Below are 21,626 nucleotides of genomic sequence, written 5' to 3' on the forward strand. Positions count from 1 at the left end.
AATATGGGAAAAAGATTAGTTGATCAGAGAAATCGATTTGGCATTCGTAAACTCTCAGTAGGTGTCTGCTCGGTAGTCGTAGCGACTTGTTTTTTAGGAACTACTACCAGTTACGCAGAGGAACAAGCTGAGAATAATGAACCGCGTGAAGAACGGGTTGAAACAAGCAATGCAGGAGATCAAGGAAAGGAGGAGAAAACTGTGAACGAGCACCAAGAAGCATCAGAACAACCCTCAGCAGCTACTAGTGAGAAAGAAAATCGCACAGTCAGTCAAGGGACAGAAGCAAGCCAACCAGCCACTTCTCTAAACGAGGAGACTGAGATTGCGGATTACGGACCACTTCCAAGCAAGGCTCAGATGCAATACCACCGCGAAGAGCTAGCAGCTTTCATCCACTTTGGGATGAATACTTACTATGATCGTGAGTGGGGAGATGGGCAAGAAGATCCTTATTATTTCTATCCAGAGCATCTGGATACCGATCAGTGGATCAAAACCCTGAAAGATGCTGGCTTTAAACGGACGATCATGGTCGTTAAGCACCACGATGGCTTCCTCTTGTACCCTTCCAAATATACCGACCATACCATTGCTAAAAGCGGTTGGAAGGATGGGAAAGGCGATGTCCTAGCCGAGGTTTCTGCTTCTGCCAGCAAGTATGACATGGACATGGGGGTCTACCTCTCACCTTGGGATGCTCACAGTCCGCTCTACCATGTGGATACAGAGGACCAATATAATGAATACTATCTCAACCAGCTTAAGGAAATCCTTGAAGATCCAAAATATGGGAACAAGGGCAAGTTCGTAGAAGTCTGGATGGATGGAGCGCGGGGCGATGGGGCTCAAAAGGTCACCTATACTTTCGACAAGTGGTTTGAAGCCATTCGTAAGGCCCAAGGGGATATTGCTATCTTCTCAGCTGAGCCGACCAATGTTCGTTGGATTGGAAATGAAAAGGGGATTGCCGGAGATCCGGTTTGGCAAAAGGTCAATCCAGATAAGATCCGCAACAATCCATCCAACAGCTACCTCAATCACGGGGATCCGGAAGGGAAGCAATACTCAGTGGGAGAAGCCGATGTCTCTATTCGCTCCGGCTGGTTCTACCATGACAATCAAGAGCCTAAGTCCTTGCGCGAATTGATGGACATTTACTTCAAATCGGTCGGCCGTGGAACTCCACTCTTGCTCAATATTCCACCCAACCAAGACGGAAAATTTGCGGATGCCGATGTGGCCCGTTTGAAAGAATTCCGTCAGACCTTGGACCAACTCTACAGTGTGAACTATGCGGCAGGAGCTTTGGTAGAAGCTGACTCGACACGACGCAATCCGCTCTACAAGGCCAGCCATTTGACAGATGGTGATGAAAAGACCAGTTGGGCACCTGCAGATGATGCCAAGACCGGCTCTTTTGTTCTCGATCTTGGAAAAGAACAGCATTTTGATGTGGTAGAGCTTAAAGAAACCATCGAGAAAGGCCAACGGATTTCTGGCTTCACCATTGATGTGGCAGTGAATGGCCAATGGGTTCCATATGGTGCTGGCTCAACCGTAGGATACCGCCGATTGATCAAAGGGCAACCAGTTGATAGTCGCTATATCCGGGTGTCCATCACCGATGCCCAAGCTACTCCAATCTTGAACGGAGTCTCTGTCTATAAGACGCCAGCTAGCATTGAAGAAACCGATGGATATCCGCTTGGTTTGACTTATCATTCTGACCGGACAGCAGAGCGGGCCAATGGCCAATGGAATGAAGAGGGAGAAGGCGTTCGAGGCACCTCTATGTGGACCAAAGAAAAGGGAGCTTCGGTGACCTATCAGTTTGAAGGCACTAAGGCCTATGTGATCGCAACTGTCGACCCTGGTCATGGGGAAATGGATGTCTATGTCGATGGCCAAAAGCTAGCGACCATCAATACCCAAAGCCCAAGCCGCAAACGTAGCCAAAAGGTCTATGAAACACCGGATTTGACAGCAGGATCTCACACCTTGACCTTGGTCAATAGCAAGGGAGATGCGATCGCAACGGAAGGGATTTATGCTCTCAATAACCAAGAAAATGGTCTCTTTGAATTTGCTCAGCCAACCCTAGCTGTTAAGAAAGGCGACCCAGCGCAAGTCGTCGTCAAGAGAAAAGGTGGCTCTAAAGGAAGTGCCAGTCTCAAATTGATCACAGAACCAGGAACGGGGGTTCATGGTAAGGTCTACAAAGATACCAACGTCACCCTTGAGTTCGCAGATGGAGAGACGGAAAAAACAGTCCAAGTTCCAACTCTTGATTTTGCAGGGAAAGCGACCGACGTCTATGACTTTAAGGTTAAATTGTTGCATCCGGATCAAGGAAGCTTGGTCGGCTTTATTCCAGAACTGACAGTCCAAGTAATGAACGAGGACCTGCTTCCAGAAAATCGCAAAGAAGTAGATGACCAAGATCCGAAACTGCACTATAGCCAAGGTTGGCACCATGAGACGGACAACAAAGACTTCTCAAATGGCACAGAATCTTGGTCCAGCTTTAACCAAGTGACCGATGAGGAGGGCAAGAAACACATTGAAGTGACCATTACCTTTAAGGGCACAGGTGTGGAGGTTCGAGGAGTGGTTGATCCAAGTCATGGGCTCTACAGCGTCACCCTGGATGGAAAAGAAATGGCCTTCGAAGAAGGTCGTGGCCATGACTATGAGATTGAAGGCGATCATTACTTCAGTGGCTATGGAGACCAACGCAAACTAGACCAGAGCTTGGTCAATCTGCAAGGTCTAGCAAAAGGCTACCATCAGCTACGCCTGCATCTGGATCCAGCCCTCAATGATCCTCAGTCGTCCAGAGCTATCCAAGTAGACCGATTTATCCTCTCAGGGAAAGATAGCCAGTTGCTCAGTCAAGAAGAGCTGCAACAGATCATCAGAGAAGGAGTAGAAAAGATCAAGGCTACTTCTCTCGATCGCTTGAAAGCAGATCTCAAACCAACTGTTCAAGGACAATTGACGGACTTGACTCAGTTGTTGGATCAAGAGCGCCCAGATTTGGTTGCTGCAGCCAATCAAGTCGAAGCCCTTGAAACCATCTTAGGAGATGTTCACAATTATGAACCGCTGACGCAGATACGCCCAGATCAAGGTGTTCGGGATTTGATTCTTGAAAAACCAGAACTACTCATCGAAGCGGAGGAGATTCCATTTGAGAGTCAAACACGTGAGAACAAGGACTTGGCCAAGGGCGAAAGCCGGATCCTTCAAGCAGGGAAGGTCGGACGCCGGCTGAAATTGATCGAGGTTCGACAAGAAGAAGGCAAAGAAATTCGGACAGAAGTCGATGCCTTTGTCGAAGTGGATGCCCAGGACCAGATCACAGAAGTCGGGACGAAGGAAGCGGAAAAAAGTCCGTTGATAGCTGATATGCCGACTCCAACCATTCCTGTCACCCCAAGTAAGGTGCAACCAGAAGTTATGACTCTTTCTCAAGCTGAAGACAAAAAAGAAAAAGGAAGACCTGTTCTCTTGCAACCGAAAACCCCAGAAGCAGTTTCTGTTTCGACTTCAGACCATCCGGAAAAAGAAGTGGTTAAAAGTCCTTCTCTACAATCGGAAGGAAAACTTCCTCAAACCGGTACAAAAGAAAGTGGATTGTTTGCTTGGTTAGGCCTTCTTGGTCTAGGATTCTTGGGCGGAGGCGCGAAATTTGCTCGTCGCAAAGAGTAGCTCCTTCTTCGCATAAGAGGTTAGTTCTCACTAGCCTCTTTTGTTTTGCCTTCTTAAGAGATTCCTATTTCCATGGAGTCTTTGCTTTATTTACAGCCGTAAAAATTGTATAATAGTCAAATAAGGTCAATGATGAGAAAGAACACTCCAAGGCCATTTTTTATGGGCCAAAGAGCAGAGCATCCATCTAGAAAAAAACAAGCCAGAAAGGAGCATCATGGCAAATAAGAACACATCTGATAGCATTGAAGCTTATATCAAGGCCTTGCTGGCTCAAGCTGGCATGGCAGAGCTCAAAAGAAGTGAGTTAGCCGATGTCTTTCAGGTCGTACCCAGTCAGATTAACTATGTCATTAAGACCCGCTTTACCGAGAGCCGAGGCTATATTGTAGAGAGCAAGCGCGGTGGTGGGGGCTATATCCGCATTGGCAAGGTCCAGTTTTCAGATCACCATCAGATGCTCCAAGACTTGGCAGCCAATATTGGAGAGACCATCAGCCAGCAGGTCTTCAATGATATCCTCCAGATGCTCTATGAAGAAAAATTATTGACACAACGTGAGACTCAGCTGTTGCTTGCGACGACCTCCGATGAGGTCCTAGGTCGAGATGCTCTCATTCTACGAGCAAGTATGCTGAAAAAAATCATTCAACAAGTAGATAGAAAAGGAAATACCGACTAGATGAACTATTCAACAGCACTGTTAGAAAGTATAGAAGCGGCCCAAATACTAGCAGGCCACTATCAGGGACATACCTTAGATACTTGGCATCTCCTGACGGCTATGGCCAATAATCCCTATAGCGTGGCAGGTTCTGTACTTAACGATTATCCTATGCAGATCGATGAGTTTCAGGATGCAGCGGAGCATATTACAGGCCAAGCTTTTCAAAGCGACAATCGGTATGAAATCTTCCCATTTTCTTATCGGATGGAAGCCATTATGAAACACGCAAGAGAGATTGCCCAGGTCCTTCATGCCAAGACCTTGGGAACAGAGCATGTGCTCCTCTCTCTTCTAGCAGACCGTGGGACCTTGGCGAGCCAAGTCATGGAGTTTGCCGGCTTTGCCTTTACAGAGCAAGACAAGGGAGTTCCTATTGCCTCCCTTCGAAAGAATCTTGAAGACAAGGCAGGCTGGGACAAGAACGATATCAAAGCCATTCGGAGTCTTTATCGGGCTCAAAACCCTAACCGCCAAACCATGGGGAATATGATGGGCATGCCACCAAGCACCAGTGGAGGTCTTGAAGATTATACCCGTGATTTGACAGAAATGGCGCGTGCAGGCCAGCTTGAGCCTGTGATTGGTCGGGATGTAGAGATTTCACGCATGATCCAAATCCTCAGCCGCAAGACGAAGAACAATCCTGTATTGGTGGGAGAAGCAGGGGTCGGAAAAACCGCTCTTGCATTAGGTCTGGCCCAGCGGGTCGCTAGTGGCAATGTTCCAGCTGAAATCGCGCAAATGCGTGTCTTAGAATTGGATCTCATGAATGTCGTTGCAGGGACGCGCTTCCGTGGGGACTTCGAAGAGCGGATGAACAATATCATCCAGGACATCGAAGAAGACGGTCACGTGATTCTCTTTATCGATGAACTGCATACTATTATGGGGTCAGGATCCGGTATTGATTCGACCTTAGACGCAGCCAATATTCTAAAACCAGCCCTGGCACGGGGAACCTTGCGTACAGTTGGGGCAACGACTCAAGATGAGTACCAAAAGCATATCGAAAAAGACGCAGCCCTCTCTCGACGTTTTGCGAAAGTCACCATTGAAGAGCCAAGTGTTGCAGATAGCATCCAAATTCTCCAAGGCTTGAAAGAGACCTATCAGGACCACCATCATGTGACCATTACCGATGAAGCGATCGAAACAGCTGTCAAATATGCCCACCGCTATTTGACCAGCCGTCAATTGCCAGATTCAGCTATTGATCTCTTGGATGAAGCGGCAGCTACTGTACAAAACCGCGATTCCAACGGTCACGTAAAAGAAGAGTTGACCGCCTTAGACCGGGCCTTGATGGACGGCAAGTGGAAGAAAGCAGCCCAGCTCTTAGAAGTAGAGGCCGCTCCCATTGTCTACAAAAAAGAAGTCACTGACCAAGATGTCTTGGTGACCTTGAGCCAATTATCTGGTATTCCAACTCAAAAACTGACCCAAACCGATGCCAAGAAGTACCTAAACTTAGAAGCAGAATTGCACAAGCGCGTGATTGGTCAAGACCAAGCCGTTTCGAGTATCAGTCGGGCTATTCGACGCAATCAATCGGGGATCCGTAGCAACAAGCGTCCGATCGGTTCTTTCATGTTCCTAGGACCTACCGGTGTCGGAAAAACAGAGCTAGCCAAAGCTTTGGCGGAAGTTCTGTTTGATGATGAATCGGCCCTCATCCGTTTTGATATGAGTGAATACATGGAAAAATTCGCAGCTAGCCGCCTCAACGGAGCTCCTCCAGGCTATGTGGGCTACGAAGAAGGAGGCGAGTTGACCGAGAAAGTCCGCAACAAACCATATTCTGTTCTCTTATTTGATGAGGTGGAAAAAGCCCACCCAGATATTTTCAATGTCCTTTTGCAAGTCTTGGATGACGGAGTCTTAACCGATAGCAAAGGCCGGAAGATTGACTTCTCCAATACCATTATCATCATGACCTCAAACCTGGGAGCTACAGCCCTTCGGGATGATAAGACAGTTGGCTTTGGGGCCAAAGATATCCGCTTTGACCAAGCCAATATGGAAAAACGCATGTTTGAAGAGTTGAAGAAGACCTATCGTCCAGAGTTTATCAACCGGATTGATGAAAAGGTAGTCTTCCATAGCCTATCCAGCGAGGACATGCAGCAGGTGGTGAAAGTCATGGTCAAACCGCTCATCGCGACCTTGGCCGAACAAGGCATGACCCTCAAATTCCAGCCTTCAGCGCTCAAGTTGCTAGCAACCAAAGGCTACGATCCAGAAATGGGAGCTCGCCCACTGCGTCGTGTCTTGCAGACCGAAGTGGAAGATCAACTAGCAGAGCTATTGCTGAAAGGCCAAGCCCAAGAAGGGCAAACCATCAAGGTTGGAACGACAGCCGGAACGATCAAGTTCGAGATTGTCTAGGAGGATGTCATGACGCTTCAGCGATTAACCCGTATTTCGCTTTTGGCGGCCCTTTGTGTCGCTCTACGTCAGGCTTTTGCCCCTTTCCCAAATGTCCAACCTATTTCTGCTATCTTTTTTCTCTTGGTGATATTTGAAGGGTATAGCTTTGCTTTTCTTGTGATGATGATCACCATGTTTGTCTCCGCCTTTTTCCTGGGGATGAGCCTGATTGTGTTCTTTCAGATTGTCGCCTTTGGCTGTTTGATGCTCATTTGGCGCATCAGTTACAAGTGGTTGCCCATTGTCCTTCAGATCCTTTTTGTGGGCCTACTGTCCTTTGCTTATGGGGTCTTGATCGATAGTGTTTATGCCTTGATGTACCATATTCCTTGGTGGACCTATGCTTTGGTCAATGGTTTTAGTTTTAACCTTGCCCATGCTCTGTCGACGATCATTTTCTATCCCATTATCTATCAAATCTTTAGGAGATTTTATGTTGAAAAAAACCATTTCTAGCTTGATGACCTTACTTGCAGCTCTTCTTTTAGCGAGTTGCGCTCCGTCTCATAGCACAAACAATCAACCAACAGCTTCTAGCGCAGAAGTTGCCAAGAAAAACGAAATTTCGATTACAATTAGCGTGACGCCAGAAGGTCAAAAAGCGCAATCAAAAACCTTGAAAGTAGCAGAAGAGAGCAACCTCATGAAAGTGCTCAAAGCCAACTACAAGATTGAAGAAAAAAATGGCATGATCACCTCGATTGACGGTCACAGCCAAGATGAAGCCAAAGGTCTTTACTGGATGTACAAGATCAATGGCGAGATGGCTCCAAAAGGTGCTGCTGAAACCACCGTAAAAAAAGGAGACAAGATCGAATTCTATCAAGAAGTGTATAAATAATGAGAAGCTGGACAGTGTGTCAGGCTTCAGATTAAAGATAAAGTTATCTTAGAAACTTTCCTTAGGTGAGTACGGACGTCAGCGAACTTCTAAGAAGTTCCATGACTTAGTTTTGGACCTAAGGTTCCAAAACTCCCGAGTGCTAGAAACAATAGTGTTTCTAGCACTTTTCTCACAGCGGAAAGTTTCAGTAGATCATTGAGTATCCCTAACGAATAAAATTATTTTATCTTTATAGGAGGTATTATATTTGTATAAAAGAACAGTTTGTCTACGTGCTCTAGTCGGCTAGTTTGTCCGGCTTTTTTTGCTAAAGTTTAGGAACTTACTTAAAACTTCTTTCAAATTAGAAAAATATTTAAGAAACTATTGACAGCCTCATATAACAGTGTTACAATAATGTTACAAAATATTACAAATGTTACAAAAGAGGTTCTGTTATGAAAAACAAAAAAATCATTTCCCTAGCAGCGCTAGCTCTTACAGCTAGTTTTTTCCTAGGAGCTTGTGGCGGGAATAAAGAAGAAAAAACTTCAGAAGCAAGCAGTTCAAAGACCAGTCTGGTTAAACAAACCAGCTCTTCTTCTAAGAAAAAAGTGATCACTAGTAAAGATCCGATTGCCTCTTCATCCTCTGATAGCAAATCAGAAGAAAGTCATACTGTTGGTAGCAAAAATAACCAAGCAGCAGCTAGTCAAACACCTGCTCCAGCTAAAGAAGCGACACCAGCAGCACCCGTAACAAAAGAAACAAAAGAAGTAGCCACTCCAGCAACACCAGCGAAAGCAAAATTGCCAAGTCTAGAAGACGGCCATGCCCAGGCTAAGAAGCAAGCTTCTGCTACGGAGAATGCCCAATACAAGGGAGTCTATTCTGTAGCAGCAGGAGATTTCTCTGCTGCAGCTGGGAATTGGTCTGACAAACGCGACACTGGAGTCACTATTGGCCAAGGTGGTCAAGTGACCATCCAACTTCCTGGGGGTCAACCCGTAGCCTATGGGATCAGCGCTTATAACTATACCTTGGATGATGGTCATTACCATGCTAATCTCTCAGCAGGCGATGGGTCTGCAGCGACTCTAGATATCGTAGTTGGAAAAGATGGTTCTGTGTCTAGTGTGACGGTTCTTAAAGACGGTGTCAGTCACTCCCTCACTCGTGAATAAAATTCGAAAGATCTGAAAGGAGAAGCATCTCTTTTCAGATCTTTTTTTGTTGATTTGAATAAAAATATATTTTTTTATAAAAAACTATTGACAGATAGAAAATATAGTTTATAATAAAAACATAAAGAAAATCTATTTATAAAAAATTATAAAAAGGAGCTTATATGAAAAAAGAAAGAATTGCCCTGGTTTTTGGAACCTTTGCGCCTCTTCATCAAGGGCATATTGACCTGATCCAGCGGGCCAAGCGTCAGTGTGATCGCGTTCGTGTCATTGTATCTGGTTATGAAGGGGACCGTGGTGAAGAAGTGGGACTGACCTTACAAAAACGCTTCCGTTATATCCGCGAAGCCTTCTCAAATGATGAGTTGACCCAAGTCTATAAGTTAGATGAGACAGAACTTCCTCGTTATCCCTTGGGCTGGGAGCCTTGGTTACAGACAGCCCTAAACACCATCCAGTATCAAACAGAGACAGAAGAGTTGATCTTTTATGTAGGGGAGAAAGCCTACAAGGAAGAGTTGGAAGCTAGAGGGTTTGAAGTTCACTTAGAAGAGCGTCGCTTCGGGATCTCTGCTACCATGATCCGGGAAAATCCCAGCAAATACTGGAAATACATTGCCCAGCCCTTCCGTCGCCAGTTCACGAAAAAAGTCTTGATCATGGGGAGCGCCAGCAACGGGAAAACGACCCTTGCAAAGGACTTGGCTCGCTTTTACGATGCACCTGTTAGTCTTGAGTATGCCCGTGAATACCAGATCAAGAACAATGTGCGGGATGATGAACTCACGCCAAAAGATTACTATTACCTACTCTTAGGACAGTATGATCAAACCTCTAAGCTCATCGATAGTAGTGCCAATCGAGGCCTTGTCATCGCAGATACCAATTCCCTGGTGACCAAGGGTTATTACGACTACTATATGGAAGTCGAAGGCCAAGATACCAGCATGACCGATACCTTCGACAACCTCTTTGTCAGTATTCTGTCCAAAGAAAAATGGGATTTGATCCTCTTTGTACAGCCGATCGGCTCTTATGTCAATGATGGTTTCCGAGATATGACCATGGCTGACGAAGAGATCCGCACCAGCTTTTCAAATTACCTAGACCAATTGCGCCAGCAATACCTAGGAAACATTCCGACCACTTTCCTCGCATCAGACTACCTCGGCAACTACGAAGAAGCCAAGAAGGTGATCGATGCCATTTACCAAGCCGACTAAGGAGCAGCTTATGAAAAATCTATCTGAAAAATTCGCAACTTTTAGCCAAGACTTTAAAAATGTTCACCAAGAAGCGAAAAAGCAAGGCTTTGTCAATATTATGAAACTTCTATGGAAGGACCTTTTTGTAGGACGCACAGCCTTTCAATGGATCTATCTCCTTCTTCTTTCCAGCGTTCCCTTCTTCTTAGAATGGACCAATCGTACAGGTCAGCATGATTGGCTGGGACTGTTTGCCTCTTGGACGGGCATTGTCTGTGTTATCCTGGTTGCCGAAGGGCGTGCTAGTAACTACCTCTTTGGAGCAGTGAATTCCGCGATCTACCTCGTTTTAGCCCTCAATAAAAACTTCTACGGAGAAGTTCTGACAACTCTTTATTTCTTCATCATGCAACCGATCGGCCTTTATGTTTGGCTCTCTAATCGGATCAATGATCAAGGTAAGGTCGAAGAATCTCACTTTGAAGCCAAGAAATTGAACTTGATTGAGTGGATGCGCTACTTGGCCTTGTGTGCTGTGATTTGGATCGGTATGGGTTTTGCGTATCAGAGCATCCATAGCGCTCGCCCTTTCCGTGATAGTATCACCGATGCGACCAATGGGGTTGGCCAGCTCCTAATGACCCGCCTATACCGGGAGCAATGGATCTTCTGGATTGCAACCAACGTCTTTAGTATCTATCTCTGGTGGGATCAGAGTCTTCACATTCAAGGGATGTACTGGGTTTACACGCTCAATAGTTTAGTGGGCTGGTACCAATGGACCAAAGCCCTCAAGAAGGAGGTGGCTTAGATGGCAAGTCTCTCAATTCCAGCAGGAATGACGGAGAAAGAGTATTTTGAGACGGTCGCTAGTGAAGCAGACTTTCTCAAGTGGTACAAGGAGCAAGATCTGCCAACTTATGAAACTCCAAGTGTCACAGCGGACATGGTGGCTTACTGTTTTGTTGATGGACAGCTCAAGCTCTTAGCCATTCGCCGCAAGGCCCACCCTTATCAACACCGCCTCGCCTTGGTGGGGGGCTTTGTGAACAAGGATGAAGATGCGACTCATGCCTGTATCCGAGAAGTCAAAGAAGAAGTCGGGCTCGATCTGCCAGTGAATAAGGTGGAACAGCTCATGACAGTTTCCACCCCTGGGCGGGACCCCAGAGGCTGGGTCATTACCATCGCTCATCTGGTCTATCTGCCAGCAGAAGCAGTAGACTTAGCCCATGCAGGTGACGATGCCAAGGAAGTCATTTTTCTCGATGTCGATTTCAAAAAATCCCAGTGTTTGCTTGATGGAGAACCCTTAGCTGCTTCTGATTTTGCCTTTGACCACTACCAGATTATTCAAGAATCGATCAAGCGGATTCAGGGGCGTCTGGATTGGAATCCAACCTTCCTCTATCTGTTAGAGGAGCCTTTCACCGTTTATGAAGCAACCGAATTGGTCAATCTGATCAATCCTGGACGTCCCATCGTTAGCAATAACTTCCTCGTAAAATTCGGAGAATTCGTGGAAGAAGTGGGTGTCAAGCGAGTACCTAAGAAAAAACCACGCAAGACCTATCGCCTAAAACAGTAAATCGAGCAGGGTTCTTTCAGGAAATCTCTCCAGTTACTATTAGTAGCTGGAGGGATTTTTTTGTTCTAGTAAGAAATATTTAAAAATATGTCAAAAATAGTTGACATTTTATGTTCATAATACTATACTATAGTCAAATATATACGACATTCATTTAATAGGAGGAAACATGAACCATGTGAAAGAATTCCGCAAGGAATTGGGCATGTCTCAACTCGAACTTGCTAAGGATATCGGTGTCTCGAGGCAAACCATCAATATGATTGAAAACGACAAGTACAATCCGACTCTGGAACTCTGTCTCAATCTCGCTCGTAGCCTCCAAACGGACCTCAACAGTCTTTTTTGGGAAGATGATTTTTAACAAAAGGAGAAAAAAATGGAAAAAGAAACCTTTACTGAAAAACTGATTAAACGCACATATGGCATTTCTGGACCACTTGATGAACACAAACGACGCGAGGCGGATCGCATTGGAAATAAAGTCTTTATGGTCCTCTTTTACCTGATGATATTTGGCAATCTTATTCCCTTTATCCTTGCTTATAAATATCCCCAAGTTGTCGCTTTTGGTTATCCAATCATTATCTTTCTGGTTTCTATGGTTTGTGCTATCTATGTTAGCACTCAAACTAAAAAAACAGGTATTACTGCTATCGATCCTGATATGTTGAGCCAAAAAGAAAGCAAACAGCTACGCTATCCTGGCATTAAAGCTGGTCTGCTCTATGGAGTTTTGATGTTCTTTGGAATACCACTTCTCAATGTCTTAACGGATAATAGCAAAAACTTTTTCACCTCTCTTTTCAATCTAGGTCATTTTATATCAATCCTTTTCGCAGCTTTCTTCTTCGGATTGGTGATGCAAATTATCGTCTGGCTTCGCATTCGAAAAGCCAAGGAAGATCAGGACGACGATTAGGAGGAAGCTTATGAAATCATTACAAACTTTAATTTTCAGTCATATTTTAGTTAGCATCTTTGTTACCTTTTTCCTAGTCTATGGCCAAGTTACGCGTCCTTTTCTGATCATTTTCCTTTTAGTTCTTCCAGTCTTGAATAAGGGACAAAGATTTCAGAAAATCACATCAAAAAAAATACGCTTCTTGAACGCATCTCTCTGCTTTATCCTCGTATCTCTCCCACAACTGATAACGAATTCTATGGATTGGAGATATCTCCTATTTCTAACCATCTGTATTATTTTTAGTCTCATTTATATCTATACTCTCTATCAACTCTTTAAAGAAGGCAAACAATGTTTTTAAGAGGTCACTACCATGAAAAAAGAAAACAGGACAACTGAATTATTTTGAACTTTCTTTCAGGAATCACGAAGGTTATTAATATGATTCTCTTAGCACTATACAGTGATAGGGAAATTCTAATTATCTAGAATCATAGTCCTGACGTAAACCACTTGTTTGATGAGTGGTTATGATTGATTTTCAATACTCAGCTCTGGTGCAAAGTGGTATAATAAAAAATAATTGAAATCAAAAGAGACAAGACTATGGAAGAAAAAATAATTTTACCACAAAATACACGACTGATGGGGGCTCTGCTTGGTTTTATCGGAGGAGGCCTCGATGTCTTTTGCCACATGCACTACCGGAGTTTGGTCGCGACTCAAACTGGGAACCTCCTGCTTCTCATCGCTGATTGGCACGATCCCCGTGTCGAAAATACCATCATGCGTTTTTCATCTATTTTGTTTTTCTCGATCGGCTTTGTGGTTGCTCTCCATATCAAAGAGTATCGCAAGACAGCCTTTTGGCGGACCAAGATGTTGATTCCTTTGTTTGTGGTGACGCTCCTGATTCCCTTGGTGTCTGTCATACCACCTGTAGAAGTTCCCTTTATTGCTTTTGGAACAGGGATGATGATGTTGACCTTTACAGGAAGCTTGATTGAAAACCACCCTTATGTGATCTTTATGACTTCTGGTAATTACCGCAAGATGCTGATGGCCTTGTACCGAATCACTCGAGGAAAGGGAGATTTGGACGAGTATCGGCGTCAGGCTATGAATTACGGAATCGTTGTTGGAAGCTTTGTTGCAGGAGCGATTAGTGTAGCCATCCTCATGCATTTCATTCACCAATGGGCCATCTGGCTGATCACAGCCAACCTCTTTTTGATCATGACTTACTACACCGCCAGAGTCAAACAACTCGGCCTGCAAACAGATAATCTATAAAAAGAGGCTGGGACAAAAGTCCTAGCCTCTCAATTATTTTTGGATTGTTGAGCAAGACGCAGTGGTTGAGTGGGCTCTACTACGCTGATTTCATCAGCTTTTACAGCCCTACTCAACTGTGCGGAGGTGGGACGACGAAATCGAATTCTAACGAATTACCGATTTCTGTCCCACTCTCTGCTTTTTGTGTTTCTATGCTTTTAATTGTAAGAGTTCTTCAATCTCTGCTAGGGTGCTAGCTTGCGAGATGGCGCCACGGAGTTTGGCTGCACCTGAGGTACCACGGAGGTAGTGAGGGGCGAGACCACGGAATTCGCGAACGGCAATGTGCTCACCCTTGAGATTGATCAAGCGCTTCAAGTGCTCATAAGCAATCTTCATCTTGTCTTCAAAGGTCAAATCAGGCAGGATTTCTCCTGTTTCAAAGTAGTGATTGATTTGGTTGAAGAGGTAAGGATTGCCCATGGCTGCACGGCCGATCATGACCGCGTCGGCACCGACTTCTTCAATCCGTTGTTTGGCGTCTTGCACCGTCCGGATGTCCCCATTAGCAATAAATGGAATCTTGGTCAGAACTTGTGCAACCTTGTGAAGGGTCTCAAGGTCCGCATGCCCCGTATACATTTGCTCCCGAGTTCGCCCATGCATGGCAAGGGCAGAGACACCCGCAGCTTCGGCAGCGAGGGCGTTCTCAACTGCTAGGGAAGGATCCGACCAACCCGTCCGCATTTTAACAGTGAGGGGGATATCGAGGACGGATTGAACCTTATTGATGATGGAGTAGATCTTGTCTGGGTCCTTGAGCCACATCGCACCAGCCTCGTTCTTGACGATTTTATTCACCGGGCAACCCATGTTGATATCGACGATATCGGTCTTGGTATTTTCTTGGATAAATTCAGCTGCGCGTGCCAGGCTATCTTCGTCACTTCCAAAGAGTTGGATCGATACAGGGTTTTCTCCTTCATCGATATGGAGCATGTGAAGCGTCTTTTCATTGTTGTACTGGATTCCCTTGTCAGAGACCATTTCCATCACAACGAGCCCTGCCCCCAGTTCTTTGGCAATGGTCCGGAAAGCTGAGTTGGTCACTCCGGCCATTGGGGCTAGGACGGTACGGTTAGGGATTTCGACATCCCCGATCATAAATGGCGTATTAAGATTTGTCACGAATGAGTTCCTCCAAGTCATTTTCGTCAAAGTGGTAGTGTGTTTGGCAGAATTGGCAGGTAATCTCTGCACCGTGATCTTCATCTTTCATCTCTTCTAGATCACTAGCTGGCAGACTTGCTAAAGCGTTCAAAAAGCGCTCACGGCTGCAGTCGCACTGGAAGCGAAGTTCTTCTTCAGAGAGGCGTTTGAAAGGTTCATCCCCATAGATAGCGGCAAGAAGAGCTTCAATATGGTCTTCAGATTCCAAAAGTGTGGAGATGGCAGGCATTTCTTGGATGCGTTTTTCAAAGCGCGCGATTTCTTCTTCCTTGGCATTTGGCAAGACCTGGAGCAAGAAGCCACCCGCCACTTTAACCTTATCTTCGTCATCCAACAGAACATTGATTCCAACTGCAGATGGTGTTTGTTGGCTTTCTGTCAGATAAAAGGCCAGGTCTTCTCCGATTTCACCGGTTACAAGAGGGGTCATGGAGTTATAAGGATTTCCCGTACCATAATCTGTGATGACCAAGAATTCTCCGTTTCCGACAAATGGTCCGACCAGAACTTCACCGGTCGCGGTTTTCTTGATATCCACTCCAGGATTCTGCACGTAGCCTTTCACATTTCCCTTGGTATCTGCCACGGTGATGATAGCTCCGAGTGAGCTAGTCCCAAGGACTTTGACCGTAATTTTAGTTTCTCCTTTCTCGTTTGCCGCCAAGATTTGGCTGGCAATGAGGGTACGGCCAAGTGCGACCGTGGAGCTAGCTTGTGTATGATGTTTTTCTTGGGCTGTTCGTACAGTTTCTGTACTGTCTAGTACATAAGCACGAAAAGCACCACTTTCTGAGATAGTTTTAATAATTTTGTCCATACCTACTATTTTAGCACAAATCAAGCAAAGTGGGGACAAGGAGAATTCCGAAAATCAGTCGTTTCAGAAGAAGGACGAGAAGAAAAGAAAATTCCGAACGTTATTTCTAGAAAGAAGCAATTTCCAAGTAAAAGACGAGTTTCATAGAGAAGTTGGTTTAAAAAGAAAGGAGAAAAATAAACGATAGCCGAGTGGATCTTGAAAAAACATTAAAAATTGCTTATAATAGAGTGTAAGACAAACTTGCAGGTGAGACTCCTGCCCTTAGTTTGAAGAAAGGCATAGATAGGCAACTATCTATGGTATATGAAAAAGAATTATGACATCAGTTGTTGTAGTAGGAACCCAATGGGGTGATGAAGGAAAAGGGAAGATTACAGACTTCCTATCAGCCAATGCAGAAGTCATTGCTCGCTATCAAGGTGGGGACAATGCCGGGCACACCATTGTAATCGACGGCAAAAAGTTCAAGTTGCACTTGATTCCTTCTGGTATCTTCTTCCCTGAAAAGATCTCTGTCATCGGAAACGGCGTGGTGGTCAACCCTAAATCATTGGTCAAAGAGTTGGCTTATCTTCATGAAGAAGGTGTGACAACGGACAGTTTGCGCATTTCAGACCGTGCCCATGTCATCCTTCCTTACCATATCGAATTGGACCGTCTCCAAGAAGAGTCTAAAGGCGACAACAAAATCGGAACGACCATCAAAGGGATTGGACCAGCCTACATGGACAAGGCTGCGCGTGTGGGAATCCGGATCGCGGACCTTTTGGACCGCGACGTCTTTGCGGAACGTCTTCGTATCAACTTGGAAGAAAAGAACCGTCAATTTACCAAACTCTATGATGCAGAGGCTCTGTCATTTGACGATATCTTCGAAGAATACTATGAATATGGTCAACAAATCAAGCAATATGTAACCGATACTTCTGTTATCTTGAACGATGCTTTGGATAACGGCAAGCGCGTGCTCTTTGAAGGAGCCCAAGGGGTTATGTTGGATATCGACCAAGGAACCTATCCATTTGTAACCTCTTCAAACCCAGTCGCAGGTGGGGTGACCATCGGATCAGGTGTCGGCCCAAGCAAGATCGACAAGGTTGTCGGTGTATGTAAAGCCTATACCAGCCGTGTTGGTGATGGCCCATTCCCTACGGAACTCTTCGATGAAGTGGGTGATCGGATCCGTGAAGTCGGCCATGAGTATGGGACAACAACCGGTCGTCCTCGTCGTGTTGGTTGGTTTGACTCAGTTGTCATGCGCCATAGCCGTCGCGTGTCAGGAATTACCAACCTTAGCTTGAACTCGATCGACGTTCTGTCCGGCTTGGATACAGTGAAAATCTGTGTAGCCTACGACTTGGATGGGGAACGCATCGACCACTACCCAGCAAGCTTGGAGCAACTCAAACGTTGCAAACCAATCTATGAAGAATTACCAGGCTGGTCAGAAGACATCACAGGTGTCCGCCACTTGGATGAGCTTCCAGAAAATGCCCGCAACTATGTCCGCCGTGTCGGTGAATTAGTTGGTGTGCGCATTTCAACCTTCTCAGTCGGACCAGATCGTGACCAAACCAATATCCTTGAAAGTGTGTGGTCTAGTTTATAAGCAAATGAAGATAAGAGAGTGGGACAGAAATCGGTCATTCGTTAGAATTCGATTTCATCGTCCCACCTCCGCACAGTTGAGTAGGGCTGTAAAAGCTGATGAAATCAGCGTAGTAGAGCCACTCAACCACTGCGTCTTGCTCGACAATCCAAAGACAATTGAGAGGCTAGGACTTTTGTCCCAGCCTCTTTTTGAAAGCAGAAAGAGGAAAAAATGTATCAAACGATTTTATTTGACCTAGACGGCACCTTGACCAATTCAGAACTAGGGATTACCAACTCGGTGGCCTATGCCTTAGGAAAATATGGGATTCAAGTGCCAGACAAGAAAGCATTGAGAGTTTTCATTGGTCCGCCCTTGCAGGAGTCTTTTGAGCGCTTTTATGGATTTTCTAAGGAAGAATGTTTAAAGGCCATTGACTACTATCATGAGTATTTTTCCGAAAAAGGCCTTTATGAAAATGAGGTCTATCTAGGCGTTCCTGACTTGCTGGCTTCTCTCAAGCAGGCTGGCAAACAGTTGATTGTAGCTACGTCAAAGCCTGAAGAATTTTCCATTCAAATTCTCAAACACTTTGGTTTGTATGATTATTTTGACTTTGTCGCTGGTGCGACCATGGATAGAAAACGTAGTAAAAAAAGCGATGTTATCCAGTATGCCTTGGAGCAAAATGGGATTACAGATTTGGCGCATACCATCATGATTGGAGACAGGGAGCACGATGTGCTTGGCGCTCAAGCGCAAAAGCTTGATTCTATCGGTGTCCTTTATGGCTTTGGAAGCAGGGAAGAATTGGAAGAAGCCGGCGCCACCTATATTGCTCAAGAAGTTGGCGAAATTGCAGCTTTTATAGGATAACCTTTTCCAAAATATTAAAAGTTGGAACTTTTCTAATCTGCTGAATATTGCTTGATTTAATATTTCTATCGGTGTACACTTACTGCAGGTTAAGTCACACAGATTAAGAGGTGATAATATGAATTTGTCACGATATATATTAAAATATAGTACTGATGATGGTACGTTGTATTTTAATACTAAAACCAATCATTCATTTTTTCTTACGAATGAATTGAATAGAGTAGTCGACAGCAATGATGTGATTAGGAAAGAGTTTCATGCTTATCTTGATAAAAATAAATATTTAAGTGAGGGTGAGTATGAGGTCGAAAAGTATCTATCTAAAATAAGCGATACAGATGCTGAATTATTGGAACTAACAATTTTGACACATGGAGATTGTAATTTTCGGTGAAGGTTAAAGTGAATAACAAATTCGATGACAAAATGAATGCTAAACCTAGAGTATTTAACTATAATTGTGATTGTAAATAATCACGATTTTAAATAAATTTAGAGAAGAGGGTTGTGCTAGCCCTCTATTTTGATGGATGATAATTATGAGAAATATTTATAAGTACATTGATAAGAAGTATCTTTTTCCTATTTTTTTAGGGCGTATTGTGAATAGTGGTTTGGTGTTGGCGCAACCTCTGATTTTAACGAAGGCCTTGAAGTTAGATCAAGACGGCCTTTCTTATGGAAAAATTCTCAATTTTGTTTTATTTGGTTTGTCTATCTATCTTGTTATTTATAGTCTGATGCTGTTTTCAAACTATTCGCACAATATATTCCGAAGAGAAATCAACAAAAGTGTCCGTGCCCTTTTATTTAAGAAAGTCATATTGAATCCTAAATTTTCCAATGATGAAAAAGTTAGTCTGCTAACTCAAGATATGGAATATGTGGGCGATAATTATTTGGAAAATATAAATGTTATGGTGAGTTGGGGATTTGTCGCCCTTGTTACAGCCATTTATATTGTTTCACAAAATTTTCTCTTAGGACTTATTTTTGTCATTTTTACGATTATGAGACCTATTCCTCAGTTCATCATGAATCGTCGTTTACAAGATTCGGGAGACAGCTGGTCCAAGCTTAGAACGAAATTACATGGGCTTGTCTCGGATAGTATGCAAGGCAGCCAAACCTTACGGATTAATCAGGCCATGAGGCTGAATGAAGAGCGCGTGAATGATTTAAACGGAGAATATCAAAAAGCCATCCAAAGATTTTGTTTCACACATAATATTATTTTTTTCTTTAATGGATTTATGGTCTTTTTTAGTCAGGTTGTTCCTCTTGCTTTAGGCTTTTATTTGAGTTTACAGGGAAATTCTATTTCTATTACAAGCCTCATCTCTATGTATGTTGCTGCGGGGATGCTGGTAGAACCGATCCAAACTCTGATGTACAGTGCAGCCAATCTCCAAGGTGCCTTGCCGACTGCGAACCGCCTGTTTAAGATTATCGAGGAAGAACCTGATTTCGAAGAGACAAAGGATCAATTTGTTGAAAATCTCGAATCGTTGCGCTTAAATCATATTTCAAAAAGTTTTGCTGAACGTCAGCTTTTTTCTGATTTGACGGCGACGATTTCAGTAGGTCAGAAGGTCTTAATCAAAGGACCGAGCGGGTCTGGAAAGACGACTCTTTTTCGCTTGATTTTAGGAGAAGAAGTATGTGATGAGGGTGACATTTTCGTTCAGTATGATGGAAATCAAATAACGAGTCATTTCCAAGGGAATATCGGTTTAATTAGCCAGCATCCCTTCCTGTTTAACGATACTATCCGCTATAATCTAACTTTTGGTCAGCCTTTTCAGAGGACCATGAATTATTGGAGGTATTGGACCGAGTTGGCTTAATAGATGAATTTCAGGATATTTTGAATGTAGAAATTCATAATAATGGTGAAAACATTTCAGGAGGTCAGCGTGTCAGATTAGAGTTGGCTCGTTTTCTCTTACGCGAGAAGGATATTTTATTAGCGGACGAAGTGACATCAGCTTTGGACGAAAAAAATAGTCGTCTGGTTAGAGACCTAATCTTTTCTTTGCCGATCACGGTACTAGAAATAGCCCATCATATTGATGAAGAAGAGCGCTATGACCAAATCCTTGAGTTACGTAAAGGATGAGCGATGCCACAATAGTTGGTTCTGCGACAAAGCGGATAGTAGTAAGCCAGCAATTTGTCAGATATTTTTGAGATTCTAAGTGGTGATATTTCCAAAATCATCAATACTCAGAGAACTTAAGCTTTATTTAAGATAGGCCAGCTATACTAGAAGCATAAACAAAGACCTCCTAACTTTGTTTAAACCTCCTAAACTTTTTCATAATAATCTCCCATAAGAGTCGCCCAATCGGCGGCTTTTTTTGTGAGTCGTAAGCTGCCTATGGTATAATGAACAAAGAAACTAAAAGGAAGAAGGAAGAGATGGACTACACGATAGAGGAAAAAGCGATGTTTATGAGGGAAGCCCTGAAGGAGGCGGAGATTGCCCTCGCCAATGATGAAATACCGATTGGCTGTGTCTTGGTCAAGGATGGTCAGATTATCGGGCGTGGACATAATGCGCGTGAGGAGCTGCAGCGGGCGGTCATGCATGCGGAAATCATGGCGATCGAGGAGGCCAATCAGCGTGAAAATAGCTGGCGCCTGCTGGATACGACGCTTTTTGTCACGATTGAGCCCTGTGTCATGTGTAGTGGTGCCATTGGTCTAGCTCGGATTCCCCAGGTGATTTACGGGGCGACCAATCAGAAGTTCGGTGGAGCAGGTAGTCTCTACGACATTTTGGCAGATGAACGCCTCAATCACCGAGTCGAAGTAGAAACAGGAATCTTGGAAGCAGAATGTGCAGCCATCATGCAGACCTTCTTCCGCCAAGGTCGGGAACGAAAAAAACAAGCCAAGCTCGCAGCCAAGGCCGAAACACAAGAATAAAAACCGGACCTTTGCAAATCGAACAAATTATGATATAATACCTATCGGAGCAACAGTTCTGCGTGAAGCGGGTCAGGGGAGGAATCCAGCAGCCCTAAGCGAAGTGAACTGTGTGCTCTTTTTCTATAGCTCTTAGTGAGGTAAGCCTGTAAGGCGCAACCGAACTTAGAGATATTGATCCTGAGGAGCGAAGCGACGTGAGGGCTATAGCGTAACATGAAATTAGCCTATAAGGCGCAACCGAGCTTAGAGATATTGATCCTGAGGAGCGAAGCGACGTGAGGGCTATAGCGTAACATGAAATTAGCCTATAAGGCGCAAC

General features: G+C 44.4%; 19 protein-coding genes, 1 other RNA gene and 1 pseudogene. 19 read left to right on the top strand and 2 right to left on the bottom strand.

Annotated elements, in window-relative coordinates; genetic code table 11:
• The first annotated feature begins 3 nt into the window (after positions 1-3).
• From M1G14_RS00335 to M1G14_RS00400, 13 genes are all read left to right on the top strand, one after another.
• Positions 4-3,714 (top strand): alpha-L-fucosidase, encoded by a 3,711-nt coding sequence (locus tag M1G14_RS00335; RefSeq protein ID WP_345773021.1) that lies wholly within the window; start codon positions 4-6, stop codon positions 3,712-3,714.
• A gap of 217 nt (positions 3,715-3,931) precedes the next feature.
• Positions 3,932-4,396: a CtsR family transcriptional regulator gene (locus M1G14_RS00345; protein ID WP_003009029.1), complete on the top strand. Its 465-nt coding sequence runs from the start codon at positions 3,932-3,934 to the stop codon at positions 4,394-4,396.
• Entirely contained in the window at positions 4,397-6,826 is a 2,430-nt protein-coding gene (locus M1G14_RS00350; RefSeq protein ID WP_024055407.1) for an ATP-dependent Clp protease ATP-binding subunit, read from the top strand.
• Between the two features lie 9 nt (positions 6,827-6,835).
• Positions 6,836-7,324 carry a hypothetical protein gene (locus tag M1G14_RS00355; protein WP_049483393.1) on the top strand — a complete coding sequence of 163 codons (489 nt, stop codon included), beginning with the start codon at positions 6,836-6,838 and terminating at the stop codon, positions 7,322-7,324.
• Positions 7,302-7,709 (top strand): DUF4430 domain-containing protein, encoded by a 408-nt coding sequence (locus tag M1G14_RS00360; RefSeq protein ID WP_049483392.1) that lies wholly within the window; start codon positions 7,302-7,304, stop codon positions 7,707-7,709. Before M1G14_RS00355 ends, M1G14_RS00360 begins: the two co-directional genes overlap by 23 nt.
• Before the next feature lie 440 nt (positions 7,710-8,149).
• Positions 8,150-8,875 (top strand): hypothetical protein, encoded by a 726-nt coding sequence (locus tag M1G14_RS00365; RefSeq protein WP_070846145.1) that lies wholly within the window; start codon positions 8,150-8,152, stop codon positions 8,873-8,875.
• 164 nt (positions 8,876-9,039) lie between these two features.
• The gene (locus M1G14_RS00370; RefSeq protein WP_003009019.1) at positions 9,040-10,101 is read left to right on the top strand and encodes an AAA family ATPase; all 1,062 of its coding nucleotides are present in this window, start codon (positions 9,040-9,042) and stop codon (positions 10,099-10,101) included.
• A gap of 10 nt (positions 10,102-10,111) precedes the next feature.
• Complete coding sequence (gene pnuC / locus M1G14_RS00375; RefSeq protein WP_049474199.1) at positions 10,112-10,894, top strand: nicotinamide riboside transporter PnuC; 783 nt, start codon at positions 10,112-10,114, stop codon at positions 10,892-10,894.
• Entirely contained in the window at positions 10,895-11,671 is a 777-nt protein-coding gene (locus tag M1G14_RS00380; RefSeq protein WP_049482770.1) for an NUDIX domain-containing protein, read from the top strand.
• 169 nt (positions 11,672-11,840) lie between these two features.
• Complete coding sequence (locus M1G14_RS00385; RefSeq protein ID WP_049482768.1) at positions 11,841-12,035, top strand: helix-turn-helix transcriptional regulator; 195 nt, start codon at positions 11,841-11,843, stop codon at positions 12,033-12,035.
• A gap of 15 nt (positions 12,036-12,050) precedes the next feature.
• Positions 12,051-12,593, top strand: coding sequence for a DUF6773 family protein (locus tag M1G14_RS00390; protein WP_049482766.1), 543 nt, complete (start codon positions 12,051-12,053; stop codon positions 12,591-12,593).
• 10 nt (positions 12,594-12,603) lie between these two features.
• Positions 12,604-12,939 (top strand): hypothetical protein, encoded by a 336-nt coding sequence (locus tag M1G14_RS00395; protein ID WP_045759986.1) that lies wholly within the window; start codon positions 12,604-12,606, stop codon positions 12,937-12,939.
• A gap of 245 nt (positions 12,940-13,184) precedes the next feature.
• Positions 13,185-13,871: a YoaK family protein gene (locus M1G14_RS00400; RefSeq protein WP_247926107.1), complete on the top strand. Its 687-nt coding sequence runs from the start codon at positions 13,185-13,187 to the stop codon at positions 13,869-13,871.
• 192 nt (positions 13,872-14,063) lie between these two features.
• Here M1G14_RS00400 and dusB read toward each other — a convergent pair whose 3' ends face one another.
• Both dusB and hslO read right to left on the bottom strand, forming a co-directional pair.
• Positions 14,064-15,041, bottom strand: coding sequence for a tRNA dihydrouridine synthase DusB (dusB, locus tag M1G14_RS00405; protein ID WP_070675800.1), 978 nt, complete (start codon positions 15,039-15,041; stop codon positions 14,064-14,066).
• Positions 15,028-15,900 (bottom strand): Hsp33 family molecular chaperone HslO, encoded by an 873-nt coding sequence (gene hslO / locus M1G14_RS00410; protein WP_247926108.1) that lies wholly within the window; start codon positions 15,898-15,900, stop codon positions 15,028-15,030. The genes dusB and hslO overlap by 14 nt, the downstream gene beginning before the upstream one ends.
• 319 nt (positions 15,901-16,219) lie before the next feature.
• Between hslO and M1G14_RS00415 the strand changes: the two genes are divergently transcribed.
• The 6 genes and pseudogenes from M1G14_RS00415 to ffs all read left to right on the top strand — a co-directional run bounded on the left by M1G14_RS00415 (position 16,220) and on the right by ffs (position 21,438).
• Positions 16,220-17,512, top strand: coding sequence for an adenylosuccinate synthase (locus M1G14_RS00415; protein ID WP_003014816.1), 1,293 nt, complete (start codon positions 16,220-16,222; stop codon positions 17,510-17,512).
• A gap of 213 nt (positions 17,513-17,725) precedes the next feature.
• Complete coding sequence (locus M1G14_RS00420; RefSeq protein WP_003002091.1) at positions 17,726-18,370, top strand: HAD family hydrolase; 645 nt, start codon at positions 17,726-17,728, stop codon at positions 18,368-18,370.
• Between the two features lie 118 nt (positions 18,371-18,488).
• Positions 18,489-18,767 (top strand): hypothetical protein, encoded by a 279-nt coding sequence (locus M1G14_RS00425; protein WP_003009004.1) that lies wholly within the window; start codon positions 18,489-18,491, stop codon positions 18,765-18,767.
• A 145-nt stretch (positions 18,768-18,912) separates the two neighbouring features.
• Positions 18,913-20,492, top strand: a pseudogene (locus M1G14_RS00430) (ATP-binding cassette domain-containing protein).
• Positions 20,493-20,794: 302 nt separating this feature from the next.
• A complete protein-coding gene (tadA, locus tag M1G14_RS00435) occupies positions 20,795-21,304 on the top strand; it encodes a tRNA adenosine(34) deaminase TadA (RefSeq protein ID WP_003016809.1) in 510 nt (169 codons plus the stop codon).
• Between the two features lie 39 nt (positions 21,305-21,343).
• An RNA gene (gene ffs / locus M1G14_RS00440) (signal recognition particle sRNA small type) lies at positions 21,344-21,438 on the top strand.
• Positions 21,439-21,626 lie beyond the last annotated feature (188 nt).

The organism is Streptococcus parasanguinis (assembly GCF_023109675.1).
Lineage (GTDB): Bacteria > Bacillota > Bacilli > Lactobacillales > Streptococcaceae > Streptococcus > Streptococcus parasanguinis_I.